Annotated in this window: 14 protein-coding genes and 1 pseudogene; 7 read left to right on the plus strand and 8 right to left on the minus strand. The window is 65.0% G+C overall.

Going from position 1 to position 14820, the window contains the following annotated elements; genetic code table 11:
• Window positions 1-44: 44 nt before the first annotated feature.
• Genes HU230_RS27170 through HU230_RS27180 form a run of 3 tightly spaced genes read right to left on the minus strand, consistent with a single transcriptional unit; the run spans window position 45 to window position 2553 of the window.
• Complete coding sequence (locus HU230_RS27170) at window positions 45-917, minus strand: metal ABC transporter substrate-binding protein (protein WP_176529084.1); 873 nt, start codon at window positions 915-917, stop codon at window positions 45-47.
• A gap of 5 nt (window positions 918-922) precedes the next feature.
• Window positions 923-1792, minus strand: coding sequence for a metal ABC transporter permease (locus tag HU230_RS27175; protein ID WP_176529083.1), 870 nt, complete (start codon window positions 1790-1792; stop codon window positions 923-925).
• Between the two features lie 5 nt (window positions 1793-1797).
• Complete coding sequence (locus HU230_RS27180; protein ID WP_176529082.1) at window positions 1798-2553, minus strand: metal ABC transporter ATP-binding protein; 756 nt, start codon at window positions 2551-2553, stop codon at window positions 1798-1800.
• A gap of 247 nt (window positions 2554-2800) precedes the next feature.
• Here HU230_RS27180 and HU230_RS27190 point away from each other — a divergent pair, with 247 nt between their 5' ends.
• The gene (locus HU230_RS27190) at window positions 2801-3103 is read left to right on the plus strand and encodes a hypothetical protein (RefSeq protein WP_176529081.1); all 303 of its coding nucleotides are present in this window, start codon (window positions 2801-2803) and stop codon (window positions 3101-3103) included.
• 226 nt (window positions 3104-3329) lie between these two features.
• Here HU230_RS27190 and HU230_RS27195 read toward each other — a convergent pair whose 3' ends face one another.
• Both HU230_RS27195 and HU230_RS27200 read right to left on the minus strand, forming a co-directional pair.
• Entirely contained in the window at window positions 3330-3638 is a 309-nt protein-coding gene (locus tag HU230_RS27195) for a hypothetical protein (RefSeq protein ID WP_176529080.1), read from the minus strand.
• Window positions 3639-3877: 239 nt separating this feature from the next.
• Window positions 3878-4795 (minus strand): LysR family transcriptional regulator, encoded by a 918-nt coding sequence (locus tag HU230_RS27200; RefSeq protein WP_176529079.1) that lies wholly within the window; start codon window positions 4793-4795, stop codon window positions 3878-3880.
• Window positions 4796-4961: 166 nt separating this feature from the next.
• Between HU230_RS27200 and HU230_RS27205 the strand changes: the two genes are divergently transcribed.
• The 3 genes from HU230_RS27205 to HU230_RS27215 all read left to right on the plus strand — a co-directional run bounded on the left by HU230_RS27205 (window position 4962) and on the right by HU230_RS27215 (window position 8469).
• Window positions 4962-6275 carry an MFS transporter gene (locus tag HU230_RS27205; RefSeq protein ID WP_176529078.1) on the plus strand — a complete coding sequence of 438 codons (1314 nt, stop codon included), beginning with the start codon at window positions 4962-4964 and terminating at the stop codon, window positions 6273-6275.
• A 22-nt stretch (window positions 6276-6297) separates the two neighbouring features.
• A complete protein-coding gene (locus HU230_RS27210) occupies window positions 6298-7371 on the plus strand; it encodes a tartrate dehydrogenase (protein WP_176529077.1) in 1074 nt (357 codons plus the stop codon).
• A 339-nt stretch (window positions 7372-7710) separates the two neighbouring features.
• Entirely contained in the window at window positions 7711-8469 is a 759-nt protein-coding gene (locus tag HU230_RS27215) for a haloacid dehalogenase type II (RefSeq protein WP_224943633.1), read from the plus strand.
• Between the two features lie 32 nt (window positions 8470-8501).
• On the opposite strand, the gene HU230_RS27220 is transcribed toward HU230_RS27215, so the two are convergent.
• The 3 genes from HU230_RS27220 to HU230_RS27230 all read right to left on the minus strand — a co-directional run bounded on the left by HU230_RS27220 (window position 8502) and on the right by HU230_RS27230 (window position 10747).
• Window positions 8502-9266: a serine acetyltransferase domain-containing protein gene (locus HU230_RS27220; RefSeq protein WP_176529076.1), complete on the minus strand. Its 765-nt coding sequence runs from the start codon at window positions 9264-9266 to the stop codon at window positions 8502-8504.
• Window positions 9267-9410: 144 nt separating this feature from the next.
• Window positions 9411-9902: a DUF2852 domain-containing protein gene (locus HU230_RS27225; RefSeq protein WP_176534837.1), complete on the minus strand. Its 492-nt coding sequence runs from the start codon at window positions 9900-9902 to the stop codon at window positions 9411-9413.
• A gap of 131 nt (window positions 9903-10033) precedes the next feature.
• On the minus strand, window positions 10034-10747 hold the full coding sequence (locus tag HU230_RS27230) for a TetR/AcrR family transcriptional regulator (protein ID WP_176529075.1): 714 nt from the start codon (window positions 10745-10747) through the stop codon (window positions 10034-10036).
• A 178-nt stretch (window positions 10748-10925) separates the two neighbouring features.
• On the opposite strand from HU230_RS27230, the pseudogene HU230_RS27235 reads away from it, so the two are divergent.
• The 3 genes and pseudogenes from HU230_RS27235 (at window position 10926) to HU230_RS27245 (ending at window position 14404) form a co-directional block, all read left to right on the plus strand.
• Window positions 10926-11787, plus strand: a pseudogene (locus HU230_RS27235) (tyrosine-type recombinase/integrase).
• A 20-nt stretch (window positions 11788-11807) separates the two neighbouring features.
• Complete coding sequence (locus HU230_RS27240) at window positions 11808-13034, plus strand: IS91 family transposase (RefSeq protein WP_176528572.1); 1227 nt, start codon at window positions 11808-11810, stop codon at window positions 13032-13034.
• 418 nt (window positions 13035-13452) lie between these two features.
• Window positions 13453-14404 (plus strand): IS630 family transposase gene (locus HU230_RS27245; RefSeq protein ID WP_176528729.1). Its coding sequence is split into 2 segments (ribosomal slippage): window positions 13453-13793 and window positions 13792-14404, totalling 954 coding nucleotides; the frame shifts between segments, so codons are not numbered across the junction.
• The last annotated feature ends 416 nt before the right edge of the window (window positions 14405-14820 follow it).

Consider the following 14820-nt stretch of genomic DNA (forward strand, 5'->3'; position numbering starts at 1 on the left):
CCGAATTGGGGCCGCGCTCAATCCCGGCAGGGAGGCCCCTGCCCCTAGTTGGCGAGCGCGCTGGTCAGGGCCTTTATATTGTGCCTGACCATATCAATGTAAGTGGGTGCCTGGCCCTTTTCGGCCGTCAAACTGTCCGAATACAGGGTCCCGCCGACGCTGGCGCCGGTCTCGGCCGCGACCCGCTCGATCAGGCGAGGATCGCTGATATTTTCGAGAAAAACTGCCGGAATCTTCGCAACCTTGATCTGGGCGATGATGGCGGCGATATCGCGTGCGCTGGGCTCGGAATCGGTCGAGACGCTGAGCGGCGAGAAAAACGTAATTCCGTAGGCGTCGGCGAAATAGCCGAAGGCGTCGTGGGTCGAGATCACCTTGCGCCGCGCGTCCGGTATTTTCGCCACCGCCTCGTGCACCTCGCGGTCGAGCGCTTCCAGCCTCGCCAGATAGGCGTCGGCATTGGCCTTGAAGACGCCGGCACGGTCGGGAGCAGCGGCGATCAGCCCGTCGCGAATATTGACGACGTAGATCTTCGCATTGGCCACCGATTGCCAGGCATGCGGATCGTCATGGCCGCCCATCTTGCGCGGCATGATCCCCTTGGTTGCCACCGCGACCGGCGCCTTGCTGCCGGAGGCCTGCAGCAGCCGCGGCAACCAGCCCTCGAAGCCGAGGCCGTTGATGACCAGCAGCCTGGCGTCGGCGACCTTCTTGGCGTCCGCCGGCGTCGGCGCATAGACATGCGCGTCGCCGTCGGGCCCGACCAGCGCCATCACGTCGACACTGTTGCCGCCGACATTGCGCACCATGTCGGCGAGGATCGAGAAGCTCGCAACGACATGGATGCGCTCCTCGGCGCGCGCCGCGCCGCTCGCCAGCATCAGTGCCAGACCGATCAATCCAACCAATCGCCGCATCGTCCTCACGCCTCGAGATGGCGGCCGGGAAACAGCTGCCGCACCAGGCCGCTGACATTGCCGAACAGCAGCGACACAATATAGAGCCCCGCCGCAACCAGGATGATCGCGGGGCCGGAGGGAATCCGGGTCTGGTACGACAACACGAGCCCGGCATAGCCCGACACAATCGCGCTCGCGGCCGCGATGCAGATCATGGTGGTGACGTCGCGCGACCAGAATCGCGCAATGCCGGCGGGCAGGATCATCAGCCCGACGCCGAGCAGCGTGCCGAGCGCGTGGAAGCCGTTGACGAGATTGACCACGACCAGCGCGAGGAAGGCGAGATGCGCCGGCGCGCCGGCCCGGCTCACGGTGCGCAGGAACACCGGATCGACGCATTCGATCACCAGCGGACGATAGATCACCGCGAGCACCAAGAGCGTGATGGTGGCGTTGAAGGCGATCACCAGCAGGGTCTGGTCGTCCATCGCCAGGATGTTGCCGAACAGCACGTGCAGCAGGTCGATATTGGTGCCCTTGATGGAGACGATGGTGACGCCGAGCGCGAGCGAGACCAGGTAGAAGGTCGCGAGCGAAGCATCCTCCTTCAGCTCGGTGGTGCGGGCAACGAGGCCCGCGAGCAACGCCACCGCAAAGCCCGCGATCAGGCCGCCGGTCGTCATCGCGAACAGATTGAGCCCGGACAGCAGGAAGCCGATCGCAGCCCCCGGCAGGATCGCATGCGCCATGGCGTCGCCGACCAGGCTCATCCGCCGCAGCATCAGGAACACGCCGATCGGCGCGCCGCCGAGCGACAGCGCGATCACGGCCGCGAGCGCGCGGCGCATGAACTCGAATTCGGTGAAGGGCGTGATCAGCGCGTCAGTCAGCATTGGCGTCAGGCGGCCCGTGAGCGCGGATCGGCGGCGCAGGCCGCGGCACTGTCGTCGAACGCTTCGCACATCCGCATCGCGACCGTCAGATTTTCCGCCGTCAGCGTCTCCGCGGTCGGGCCCCATTCCACCGGGCCGCGCGCCAGCAGCAGCGTTTCCGGGAAATTGTTGCGCACCATGTCGAGGTCGTGCAGCGCCGCCAGCACCGTGCGCCCCTCGCCGTTCCAGCGCTTCACCAGCGCCAATAGGTCAGCGGTAGTCTTGGCATCGATGGCGTTGAACGGCTCGTCGAGCACGATCAGGCGGGCATCCTGCAACAGCACGCGCGCGAACAGCATGCGCTGCATCTGGCCGCCGGACAGCGTGCCGATCGGGCGGTTCTCGAAGCCGTTCAGGCCGACCGCGGCCAGCGCCGCCCGGATCTTGTCGCGCGCGGCCTTGCCGATGCCGCCGAAGAAACCGGTCGAGCGCCACAGCCCGGTGCCGACGAAATCGAACACCGAGATCGGAAACGTACGGTCGATGTCTGCGGATTGCGGCAGATAGGCGATGTCACGGTGGTCGAGCCCGTCGAGATCGATCACGCCCGACAGCGGCTTCAGCACGCCGGCGATGCCGCGCAGCAGCGTCGACTTGCCGGCGCCGTTCGGGCCGATCACGGCGAGCAGCGCGCCCGCCTCGACCGCGCCGTTGAGATGGTGCACCGCCGGGTGGCGGTCATAGCCGAGCGTGACGTCGCGGAAGGTGACAAGCGCGCTCATGGTCACCTCATCGCCAGCCAGACGACGCCCCACAGGCAGGCAGCGACCGCGAGCGCCGCGGCCAGCCGGGCCGGCACGGGCATGCGCAGGATCGACCAGGGCGCGGCCTGGGCCGGATGTGCCGAGGGGCCATGACTGTGCCCGTGGGGATGGGCTTGGCCATGATGGTGGTGGTCGTGGGTGTGCGTATGCGCCATGGGGAAACTGTTATATTATAACATAACGCGAGTCTACAAACGAGGAACTCATGGCCGATCCGCAAAACCGGGAGAGATTCGAGCTGCGCCGGCAGAGTGACGCCCTCGTCTGCAGCTTTGCCCGGAACACCCGCCCCGGGGGAACCGTCGGCTACCAGCGTCAGGATCAGGATCTTTGGATCGAGCGCCGGCCGGGCTGGGGCTGGGTGGCTTGGGATCCGGCGAGCCAATCTTGCACCGGCCGTCCCTGGAACGTGCTGCCGGCCGCCCAGGGCGATCACCCGCCGGAAGGCGACTGGGTGAGCCGCAAGGGGGCGAAGTCGTATGTTTATAGCCTCGTGTATGTGAGCTAGGCGAAGAGTCATCGCGGCACGGTCTGTCTCAAGTTCGTCGTCTCGGCGGGAGCCTCTCCGTTCGTCGTCCTGGCGAAAGCCAGGACCCATAACCACCGCATTCGGTGATGAACGGGATCGCGGCCCCAGCGTCGCGCAACAATTGACAGTTGGGGTAATGGGTCCCGGCCTTCGCCGGGACGACGATGAGGATGGCTCTCGATTCAAGGGAGAGACGGCAGCCAGTCTACTGGCACACCGGCGCGGTCAGTTTTGGATCAGCTGGTCTTGCTGACCAATACGCCCGCTGACTGAGCTCCGCTTCGTTTATCGCGGGAGCACATACGTAGCTCGTCTTGCCAATGCACATGGGCGAGCCAATCGAGAAGATGAGGTTTTCGTAGATGCAATAATTGCCGATCCCGGACGGCAGATCGGTCGGCGGCGTTGTGGAGCCCCCAAAATAGGGCTGCGATGAACCGCCCGGCGCCCTGTCTTGCGCCTCGGCCGCATGAAGGGAAATCAAAAGCGTCAGACACGTGACGATGCGGAGCATGATCCCTCCGGTCAAGGAATGCCGGCGAAGCGTCGGGCGACTTCCGGCGCGGGAAGCGCACTGGCAGCCGCGACGGAATCGCTAGCAGGCTAGTATGACAGTTGCTTTGCAAATTCTCTAAAGGACAGACACGCTCTCGGCTTGAGCCGAGGTCGCGTTTGGGCCCATCGTATCATCTGCTGCGCCTGCGTAGAAGTGGTCGTTGTTGCAGCGAAGCGGGACACGGCTACCAAGCGTCGTCAAGCCTCGCGCGCGTAGCTCTTTAATCTTGCCTCCAGCACCGCGATCACCTGGTCACGGACCGGATCGCGGGAGCCTTTCAGCCAGGCGGCGGCGAGCGGCAGGCGGCCGGCAGCACTCCCACGCTTGAGCCTAAGGGGAACGAAACGCACGCCGGGGATCGCCATTCGTGCGGTCCAGCGCGGCACGATGGCGACGCCGAGCCTTGCTGCGACCATGTTGACGATGGTCTGCTTCTCGTCGGCGATCTCCTGGATGCGCGGCGTCAGCCCGGCCTCGTCGAACAGTTTTGTCGTGAGATCGTGACTGTGCGGCCGCGAGCGGCGCTCCGGCACGATCAAGGGCTGATCGGCAATATCGGGCAGCACGATCTGCTTGCGCCGCGCCAGCGCGTGCTTGTGCGACAGCGCCACCACGGCGGTCTCCTGCAGCAGCGGAAAAAACTCGATGCGCCGGTCGGGCCGCTCCGGCGGGCGCACGAAAGCGAGATCGAGCGCACCCGACAGTAGTTTTGGAAGCAGCCGGATGGTCTTCTCCTCCAGCAGTTGCACGGCGACGTCCGGATGGGCGGCGCGGAGATCGCGCAGCAGCGGTGGCAGCAGGCCGGCCGCGGCGCTGTCGATCGCACCGATCCGGAAGCGCCGAGCCTGCGGCTTGCGCAGCCGGCGGCGAAAGCCGTTCTCGATCGCCTCGGCGCGGCCGAGCAGCGCCCGCCCCTCGCGCAGCAGCACAGCGCCGTCCTCGGTCAACGACACCGCGCGCGTGGTGCGCGCGAACAGCCGAACCCCGAGATCCTCCTCCAGCAGCTTGATGTGGCGGCCGAGCGCCGACGGCATCATCTGCAGGCGCTGCGCGGCGCGGCCGAAATGCAGTTCCTCGGCTGCGGCCACGAAGCAGCGAAGCTGGTGCAGTTCCAAAGTGGGTTCCTGTCCGTTTCGATCCGCCATTGCCGGCTGCGGCGATTATATCATTTTTTTGTATAAACCGGCGCGGATTGAACCGGAAGGGCGCGAGCTTCTAGGCTTCCCGGTGGCGCGGCGAAATGCGCCGTCCCAACAAACAAGACCAACCCTGAGGAAGCCCATGGAAAGCGAGCTTGGCACGCGCGTGTTGCGCAAGATCTCACTGCGCATCGTGCCGTTCATCATACTGCTGTACTTCGTGGCCTTCATCGACCGCGTCAATATCGGCTTCGCTTCGCTGACCATGAACAAGGACATCGGCCTGTCGCCGACGGTCTATGGCTTCGGCGCCGGTATCTTCTTCTGGGGCTACTTCCTGTTCGAGGTGCCCTCCAACATCATCCTGCACAAGATCGGCGCGCGGATCTGGATCGCGCGGGTGATGATCACCTGGGGCCTGGTCTCGGCGGCGATGGCGCTGGTGCAGGGCGCGACCAGCTTCTACGTGCTGCGCTTTTTGCTCGGCGCCGCGGAAGCCGGCTTCTTCCCCGGCATCATCCTGTATCTGTCCTACTGGTTCCCGGCGCGGCAGCGCGCCGCCGTCACCGCGCTGTTCATGGCCGCCGCGCCGCTGTCGACCGTGCTCGGCTCGCCGGTGTCGGGCGCGCTCTTGGAGATGGACGGCCTGTTCGGCTTCAAGGGCTGGCAATGGCTGTTCGTGCTGGAGGCCGTGCCCGCCGTGCTGCTCGGCTTCGTCGTGCTCGGCTTCCTGACCGACCGGCCGGAGCAGGCCCGATGGCTTGCGGATGACGAGCGCGCCTGGCTGGTCAAGACCATGAAGGCGGAGAACGACCGCAAGGCCGCGACCGCGAGCCACAGCATCTGGCGCGGCCTGGCGGATCCGCGCGTGCTGGCGCTGTCGCTGGTCTATTTCGGCACCTCGGCCGGGCTCTACACACTTGGCGTGTGGGCGCCGCAGATCATCAAGGCGTTCGGGCTGTCGTCTCTGCAAGTCGGCTTCCTCAACGCGGTGCCGGCGACCGTCGCCGTGATCGCCATGGTGTTGTGGGCGCGGCATTCCGACCGCACCGGCGAACGCACCTGGCACGTCGTGATCGCCTGCCTGATCGCAGCGGCAGGACTTGCGCTTGCCGGGCTATGGACCGGCCTTGCCGCCGTGATCGCGGCGCTGACCTTGGTCAATATCGGCATCTCCTCCTCGAAGCCGCCGCTGTGGAGCATGCCGACCATGTTCCTGTCGGGCTCGGCCGCCGCGGCAGGGATCGCCACCATCAACTCGATCGGCAATCTCGGCGGCTTCGTCGGCCCGGCGATGATCGGCTGGATCAAGGAACGCACCGGCAGTTTCGAGGGCGGCCTCTATTTCGTTGCCGGCCTGCTGGTGCTGTCAGCCGTGCTCACGCTGCTGCTGTCGCGCGCGCAAGGCGCACCCGTGCCAGCCGAACCGCAACCCAATCCCGTGCGAACCCGCTAACCACTTGATCCGGAGACAACCCATGCGTACTCATTCCATCGCCGCTATTCCCGCCGACGGCATCGGCCCCGAAGTGATCTCCGCGGGTGTCCGCGTGCTCGAGGCGCTGGCGAAGCGGAGCGGCGACCTCAGCTTCAACGTCAAGACCTTCGACTGGGGCTCGGACTACTACAAGAAGCACGGCGTGATGATGCCGGCCGACGGCCTCGCTGACCTGAAGAACTTCGACGCGATCTATTTCGGCGCGGTCGGCGCGCCCGACGTGCCCGACCACATCACGCTGTGGGGCCTGCGGCTGCCGATCTGCCAGGGCTTCGACCAATACGCCAATGTGCGGCCGACCAAAATCCTGCCCGGCGTCGCCTCGCCGCTGCGCAATGTCGGCGTCGGCGACCTCGACTGGGTGATCGTGCGCGAGAATTCCGAAGGCGAATATGCCGGGATGGGCGGCCGCGCCCACAGGGGCCTGCCGGAAGAAGTCGGCACCGAGGTCGCGGTCTTCACCCGGGTCGGCGTGACGCGGATCATGCGCTACGCGTTCCAGCTCGCGCAGTCGCGGCCGCGCAAATTCCTCACCGTGGTGACCAAGTCGAACGCACAGCGCCACGGCATGGTGATGTGGGACGAGATCGCGGCCGAGGTGGCCAAGGAATTCCCCGATGTGACCTGGGACAAGATGCTGGTCGACGCCATGACGGTGCGGATGACGCTCCATCCGAAGAGCCTCGACACCATCGTGGCAACCAATCTGCATGCCGACATCCTGTCGGATCTCGCAGGTGCCCTGGCCGGCAGCCTCGGCGTCGCGCCGACCGGCAACATCGACCCGCAGCGCCGCTTCCCCTCGATGTTCGAGCCGATCCACGGCTCGGCGTTCGACATCACCGGCAAGGGCATCGCCAACCCGGTCGCGACCTTCTGGACCGGCGCGCAGATGCTGGAGCATCTCGGCGAAAAGGACGCCGCCGCGCGGCTGATGGCCGCGGTCGAGAAGGTGTGCGCGGCCGGCGTGCTGACGCCCGACGTCGGCGGCAAGGCGACGACCAAGGAAGTGACCGACGCCGTGATCGACGCGATCCATGGATCGAATGTGTGAGGTGCTTCTTTTATCGCACACCGTGAGGTGAGCACGGCGGGCTCCCTCCCCCCTTGCGGGGGAGGGTTGGGGAGAGGGGTACCCCTTGCTCCGCTGATAATTAGTGACGAGGACTGCGTACGATCCGGCGAGCAAGTTGACTATACTTTACTCGCTTCTTGCATCACTCCCGGGGCCACCCCTCACCCCACCCTCTCCCGCAAGGGGAGAGGGAGCCCAACCAGGGTGCCCACCTCACCAAGGCATCGGCGTGCTGCTTCCGATACCGCAACCGGGGAACAAACCGTGCTACCCGATCTGACCAGACGACACTTCATGACTGCTGGAGGACTATCGATCATGGCCGCGATGACGGGGATACAACCGGCAGGCGCCGCGCCATGGCGCAATGAGCTCCGTGCCATCGCGTTCGACGTCCAGGGGACGTGCGTCGATTTCTATCAGCCGATCCTGCGTGCCGGGCAGGCCGTCAATGCCGCGAAGGGGCTCACGCTCGACTGGGCCAAACTCTCGAGCGAGTGGCGCGATCTCTATCGTGCCGCGCTCGACGACGTGATCGCCGGCAAGCGCCCATGGATTCGGGTCGACCGCATCTATCGCGAGGCGCTCGATGTGCTGCTCGATCGCCACGGCCTCTCGGAGGCCTTCTCGCGCGACGAGCGCGACGACCTGAACACGGTGTGGAGCAAGCTCGACGCCTGGCCCGACAGCGTCGAGGGGCTCGCACGCCTGCGCAGCCGGTTCGTGACCTCGACCTTGTCGAATGCCGGCATGGCCGCCGTGGTGGCGGTGGTCAAGCATGCCAAGCTGCCGTTCGATGCCGTGCTGACCGCGGAGCTTGCACGCAGCTACAAGCCGTCACCCGCGGTGTATCAGCTCGCCGTCGACTACCTCGGCTATCCCGCCGACAAGATCCTGATGGTCGCCTGCCACAAATACGACCTGAAGGCGGCCCGCGCCTTCGGCATGCGCACCGCGTTCGTCGCCCGTCCGCTGGAATTCGGGCCGGCGGCGAAGGTCGACGTCGCGCCGGAATCCTGGATCGACCTCCACGCGGACAGCTTTACGCAACTCGCCGACATGCTCGCGCCGGCGTGACGACGCGAAGGGCCCCGATCGATGCGCTCACCTCACGAAAGCGCACCAGCCTCGGCGCAATTGGTCAGCCGCGCCGGCACACCGACGGCGGTGCAGCCGGCCGGCACATCCGACGTCACCAGCGCGCCGGCGCCGACCTTGGCGAAGTCGCCGACAGAGAGGTTTCCGATCAGCGTTGCGCCGGCGCTGAGCAGCACGCCGCGGCCGATCGTCGGCGCGTGGCGCGGGTCATCCTGATGCCGCGCGATGGTGACGTTCTGCAGGATCGTGACCTCGTCGCCGATGGAAGCCAACGCGCCGACGATGATGCCGGTGCCGTGATCGAGGAAAACCGCCGTTCCGATCCGAGCCGACGGGTGAATGCTAATCTGCAACTGGTCCGCCGCGGCACTGTGCATCAACAGCGCAAGATCGGGGCGATCGTGGCGCCACAGCCAGTTCGATACGCGCCAGGCTTGCAGCGCGACGTAGCCCTTGAAGTTGAGGAGCGGCGGCAGCAAGCCCGTGATCGCCGGGTCGCGGCGCACGATGGCCACAAGATCGGTGGTCGCGGCATCGACCAGCGCGGGCTCGGCCGCGAACGCCTCGCGGGCCGTCCGCATGAACTGCGCGCGATCGGCCTCGGCGCGGCAGATAGCCCGGCCGATCAGGAAGGCGAGTGCGCCGCCGAGATCGCCCTGGTCGAGGATGAAGGCAGCCGACGCCTCGAGAAAGCGATCGGCGACAACAGCGGCTTCCGCCTCGCGCCGGATCGCAAGCCAGAGATCGTCAGGACTCGCCGTCGCAAAAGCCGCCATCGCTTCACCTCATCGCTCGACGATAGAGTGGGCAGGGCGGCCGCACAATGCAAACCGCCCGCTTGCTTGTCGCAAACGGGCGGCTCAGGCCATCAGGTGTTATGGGGGCACATCGCCTGAAGGCTCAGTGCTTGCCTCGCGGGATCAGCTCTGCGGCGGCTGATCGTTCGGCGGGGTCGGACGGGTCTTGTGCTGCGCCATGAAGGCGTCGAACTCTTCCTTGTCCTTGGCGTGGCGCAGGCGATCGAGGAAGTTCTTGAACTCGACCTGCTCTTCCTCGAGCCGGCGCAGGGTATCCTGGCGGTACTCGTCGAAGGCGCGGTTGCCGCTGGTGGGCGGGCCGAAGCCGCCGAACGGGAAGCCGCGGCGCTCCATGCGGCTCTTCATCCGCTCCATCTTGTCCTGCATGCGGTCCATCTTGTTCGCCCAGCGATCCTGATCGTAGTGACTCCAACAGGCCATTTTTCTGCTCCCGAGTGTGAAAAAGAGAAGGGCGAGGCCGATCGGCCACCAGATCATGAAGCCGAGGATGATCCCGGCGATCTTCAGGGGATGCCACGGCGTCGCGTAGAAGTGTGGACGGTAGGGCTCTTCGACGGGGCCGCGCCAGCGATTGACATCTGCGGTGTAGGCCATTTCCTTCTCCATCACGGCAATCACGCCGTTGTGAATGTAAATAACATTTACATAGATAGCCGAGCCCTTGGGAAAGTCAAGCAGAGCAGATGACGCACCCCGCGGATTATTTTTGGCTTGGCCGTTGAACCTTATTTCGGTTTGCCCCACGGGCCGGGTCTGTCGCCGGCCGGCTCTTCGTCGGCTGCCGCGGTTCCCGGCCTGCGATCGGTGAGGAAGCCAAGGCCGCGCAGATAGATCAGCACTTCGGCCTCGAGCAGATCCTCCGGCGACATCGGCAGCTTGCGCCGCGCGGCATCGCCGCGGCCGAACAGCGAGGCGACGCCGTGCGACATCGACCAGATATGTAGCGCCATCATCATCGCCGGCGGGCGCGGTGTGCCGGGCGGCGCTAGCGCCGCGAGCCGCTCGGCGGCGGCGCGGATGATCGCAAATGCGCGTTCGCTTGCCGCCATCAAGGTCGGATTGGAATCGACCGGCAGGCCGGATTCGAACATCGCGGAGTAGAACGCGGGCTCCTCACGCGCAAAGGCGAGATAGGCCTTGCCGACCCGCTCGAACGCCGAGACGGTGTCGGGGCGGCCGTCGTCCCAGGCCTGCGTCAAGAGCGCCTCGAACTGCTCGAAGCCGCGCTGTGCGATGCTGGCGATCAGTTCGTCACGGTCGCGGAAGTGGCGGTAGGGCGCGGCGGGGCTGACGCCGGCCATTCGCGCGGCGTCGGCGAAGGTGAAGCCGGCCGGCCCCTTCTTCGAGATCAGGTCGAGGGCTGCCTGCAGCAACGCCTCTTTGAGATTGCCGTGATGATAGCCGCGCTCGGCGCGGCCTTGGTCCTTGCGCCAGCTCATGTGAACGGCTTTTACATGAGCCGCCGGTAAAGGTCACTAGAGCATTTTCTGACCTGGCGGAATCGGAAGGGATTGAACTAAGCCGCTGCCGCGGCGTAGGGGGCAAGGTGGCATAGATCGCCTCCTGGCTGAGAGGATGTGGGTGTTGGAGCCCACCCCCTCAGACAGGAGTATCGAGATGGCCGATTTGAGCCCTCTTCGCCGCCGCATGATCGAAGACATGACCGTCCGCAATCTGTCGCCGGCGACGCAAAGATCCTACATCAGCGCGGTTTCGAAGTTCAGCCGCTATTTTGGCCGATCGCCTGACCGGTTAGAGCTGGAAGACGTCCGCGCCTTCCAGGTGCATTTGGTCTCGACCGGCATCTCATGGCCGGCGCTGAACCAGATCGTCTGTGCGCTACGGTTTTTCTACGGCGTCACGCTCGGCGAGGCGCTCATCCCAGAGCGCATTCCCTATGCGCGAGAACCGCGCAAGCTGCCGGTCGTTCTCAGCGCCGACGAAGTGGTTCAGTTTCTTGAAGCGGTATCGAGCCTGAAGAGCCGCGCCGCGCTCACCACCGCCTATGCGGCCGGGCTCAGGGCCTCGGAGGTTGCGGGACTGCGGATCGAAGACATCGACAGCGCCCGCGGCGTCATCCAGGTGCGCCACGGCAAGGGCGCGAAGGATCGCAACGTGATGCTGTCGCCCCAGCTGCTGGGCATCCTGCGCACCTACTGGCGGCTCGCCCGGCCGCGGCTTTATCTGTTCCCTGGTCGTGACGAAGATCATCCGATCGATCAGACCGTGCTGCATGCCGCCTGCCGGTCGGCGGTGAAGGCTGCGGGCCTGACCAAGCAGCGTCACGCTGCACACGCTGCGCCACAGCTTCGCGACACATCTTCTCGAGAACGGAACCGATATCCGGATCATCCAGGTCTTGCTCGGGCACAATAATTTGTCGTCGACAGCGCGCTACACGCAGGTCGCCACCGATACGATCCGAGCGACGCAGAGCCCGCTCGATCGCCTGTCGCTGGAGGTGACGCCACCTGGATGACCCGCAGCGGGATGCGGGTCATGACCCGCTCCGACATCCGCTCCAACAGGCCCGCCATCGAGATTGCCGATATTCTGTGCCGGCATGGCGACGCCTATCGCCGTGTACATGCCGGTCATCTGGGGCGGGTCGAGCGGCGCGTGATGAGCGCGATCGTTGCGTGCCGGACCGAGGCGCTCGGCGGCCACATGCAGGCTTGCGACGACTGCGGCACGACACGCGTTGCCTATAATTCCTGCCGCAATCGGCACTGTCCGAAGTGTCAGGGGAGAGCCCGAGCCGCGTGGCTCGCCGCGCGTCAAGCCGACCTGCTTCCGGTTCCCTATTTCCACGTCGTCTTTACACTTCCCGCACCGATCGCCGCGATCGCTTTCCAGAACAAGGCCGTCGTCTATGCCATCCTGTTCAAGGCTGCCGCCGAGGCGATGACGACGCTCGCCGCCAATCCACGCCGGCTCGGCGGTGCGATCGGCGGCGTCGCCGTCCTCCACACCTGGGGACAGACGCTGATGCATCATCCCCACGTCCATTGCGTCGTTCCGGGTGGCGGCCTCTCGCCCGATGGCGCGCGCTGGACCGCTTGCCGACCGAACTTCTTCCTGGCCGTCAAACCGTTGTCCAGACTATTTCGCACACTTTTTCTCAAACGTCTGTCGGCAGCCTTCAACTCCGGTGCCTTGCGTTTCTTCGGCGATCTCGGAGCTCTGGCCGAGCCGGCTGCCTTTGCGGCCCACCTCGACGCCATGCGACGCATCAACTGGGTTGTTTACGCCAAGCGGCCCTTCGGCGGACCCGCACAGGTCCTGGCCTATCTCGGCCGCTACACCCATCGCGTCGCGATCGCCAACAGCCGGCTCGTCGCACTCGACGACGATCATGTCGCCTTCTCATGGAAGGACTATCGCCAAAACAGCGCGACAAAGATCATGAATCTCAAGCCCGATGAGTTCATTCGCCGTTTCCTGCTTCATACGCTGCCTGACGGCTTCCACCGCATCCGCCACTTCGGCTTCATGGCCAACCGCCATCGCGCTGCCAAGCTCGCCCTTTGCCGCGAACTTCTCGATCATGAGCGAACAGCCCCAAACGATGGCCAGCCGTCGCCTGTGGATTCGGAGGCTCAAACCCGGGCCGAGGTTCCTGCCTGTCCCGATTGTGGTGGCGTCATGCGCATCATTGAGCGCTTTCGACATAGCTTCAGACGCCCCAGCCCTCGAACATCACCGTTCCGATGCGACACATCGTGAGCCAAGTCATGTCGTGCACGACGATCATCATTCGTCATTTCGCTCCCAGCGTCTCGATCATCGCGGACGATGTCGAATCCGTGCTGTCACACTGCGCGACAACAACCGTCCGATGCAGCAAAAGGCCTATCGCGATCTCAGGCGAAGCGCGTCTGATCTCAACTCTTCCAGGATGCGCACTCCTGTGTCTCTGCCTCACGCGCCGAGCCAGCAGATCGGGCATGGCGATCTCGAACAATCCCCATAGCTGCAAAACCGCGAATAGCCTCCCGCGCCTTCGTTCAATCCGGCTTCAATGAGGTCGCGTCATAAGCGCCTGCCGCGCCCTCGCGTGAGCGCGACCTCACAGAACCCTCCAGATTCCCTTGTGAGGCAAATCGTGATTCACCCTGAGGGCTGGTGATGGAGGCCAGCCCCCATGGCTAAGCCGCTCTCGCCGGACCTTCGCCTTCGCATTATTCGGGCTGTGGAAGAGGAAGGCATGAGCTGTCGGGGCGCCGCCGGCCGGTTCGGCGTAGCGCCATCGACAGCGATCGAACTGGTCAACGAATGGCGCAGCACCGGCGCTTGTGAGGCGGGAGCGCAGGGCGGAGACAGACGTTCAGCTCGGATCGAGGGTCATGCTGCGGAGATCCTCTCCCTGGTCAAGGCTACGCCTGACATGACGCTGGCCGAGATCGCTGACCATCTCCTCAAAGTCCACGGCGAGCGTTTCGTGCCGAGCGTGGTCTGGCGATTCTTCGATCGCCGCAACATCACGTTCAAAAAAAACATCGCACGCCAGCGAGCAGGATCGGCCGGACGTGGCCGCTGAACGCGCGGCGTGGAAGGCATCTCAGCCTGAGATCGGCATCCATCGGTTGGTGTTTATCGACGAGACGGGAGCCTCGACCAAGATGGCGCGGCGCTATGGCCGCTCGCCGTACGGCCAGCGCTGTGTCGCAGCGCTCCCGCATGGTCATTGGAAGACGACGACCTTCGTCGGCGCGCTCAGAGCGACCGGCATGACTGCGCCGATGGTCCTTGACGGTCCCATGGATGGTCTGGCGTTCGAGGCTTACGTGACGCAAGTCCTCGTGCCGACACTCAGGCCCGGCGACATCGTGGTGATGGACAATCTCGCAGCACACAAGCGCGCCGAGGTCGGCATCGCAATCGATGCCGTGGGCGCCCAGCTCCTCTATTTGCCGCCTTATTCGCCCGACCTCAATCCGATCGAAATGGCCTTCGCCAAGCTCAAAGCCGCACTTCGAAAGGCCGCCGCCAGATCAATCGAGGCTTTGGACAACGCTATTGCCACCGCCCTGACCGCCTTCACCGCCCAAGAGTGCCTGAACTTCTTCGCCGCAGCCGGTTATGACCGTGTCTGATCAGAATCTGCTCTAGCCATGGGGGCTGGCCTCCATCACCAGCCCTCAGGGTGAATCACGATTTGCCTCACAAGGGAATCTGGAGGGTTCTGTGAGGTCGCGCTCACGCGAGGGCGCGGCAGGCGCTTATGACGCGACCTCATTGAAGCCGGATTGAACGAAGGCGCGGGAGGCTATTCGCGGTTTTGCAGCTATGGGGATTGTTCGAGATCGCCATGCCCGATCTGCTGGCTCGGCGCGTGAGGCAGAGACACAGGAGTGCGCATCCTGGAAGAGTTGAGATCAGACGCGCTTCGCCTGAGATCGCGATAGGCCTTTTGCTGCATCGGACGGTTGTTGTCGCGCAGTGTGACAGCACGGATTCGACATCGTCCGCGATGATCGAGACGCTGGGAGCGAAATGACGAATGATGATC

This window comes from Bradyrhizobium quebecense (assembly GCF_013373795.3).
GTDB lineage: Bacteria > Pseudomonadota > Alphaproteobacteria > Rhizobiales > Xanthobacteraceae > Bradyrhizobium > Bradyrhizobium quebecense.

Excerpts from the sequence above, each read along its gene's own strand:
- HU230_RS27170 (WP_176529084.1), bottom strand. The coding sequence starts at position 917 with ATGCGGCGATTGGTTGGATTGATCGGTCTGGCACTGATGCTGGCGAGC.
- HU230_RS27175 (WP_176529083.1), bottom strand. The coding sequence starts at position 1,792 with ATGCTGACTGACGCGCTGATCACGCCCTTCACCGAATTCGAGTTCATG.
- HU230_RS27180 (WP_176529082.1), bottom strand. The coding sequence starts at position 2,553 with ATGAGCGCGCTTGTCACCTTCCGCGACGTCACGCTCGGCTATGACCGC.
- HU230_RS27190 (WP_176529081.1), top strand. The coding sequence starts at position 2,801 with ATGGCCGATCCGCAAAACCGGGAGAGATTCGAGCTGCGCCGGCAGAGT.
- HU230_RS27195 (WP_176529080.1), bottom strand. The coding sequence starts at position 3,638 with ATGCTCCGCATCGTCACGTGTCTGACGCTTTTGATTTCCCTTCATGCG.
- HU230_RS27205 (WP_176529078.1), top strand. The coding sequence starts at position 4,962 with ATGGAAAGCGAGCTTGGCACGCGCGTGTTGCGCAAGATCTCACTGCGC.
- HU230_RS27210 (WP_176529077.1), top strand. The coding sequence starts at position 6,298 with ATGCGTACTCATTCCATCGCCGCTATTCCCGCCGACGGCATCGGCCCC.
- HU230_RS27215 (WP_224943633.1), top strand. The coding sequence starts at position 7,711 with ATGGCCGCGATGACGGGGATACAACCGGCAGGCGCCGCGCCATGGCGC.
- HU230_RS27220 (WP_176529076.1), bottom strand. The coding sequence starts at position 9,266 with ATGGCGGCTTTTGCGACGGCGAGTCCTGACGATCTCTGGCTTGCGATC.
- HU230_RS27225 (WP_176534837.1), bottom strand. The coding sequence starts at position 9,902 with ATGGCCTACACCGCAGATGTCAATCGCTGGCGCGGCCCCGTCGAAGAG.
- HU230_RS27230 (WP_176529075.1), bottom strand. The coding sequence starts at position 10,747 with ATGAGCTGGCGCAAGGACCAAGGCCGCGCCGAGCGCGGCTATCATCAC.
- HU230_RS27240 (WP_176528572.1), top strand. The coding sequence starts at position 11,808 with ATGACCCGCTCCGACATCCGCTCCAACAGGCCCGCCATCGAGATTGCC.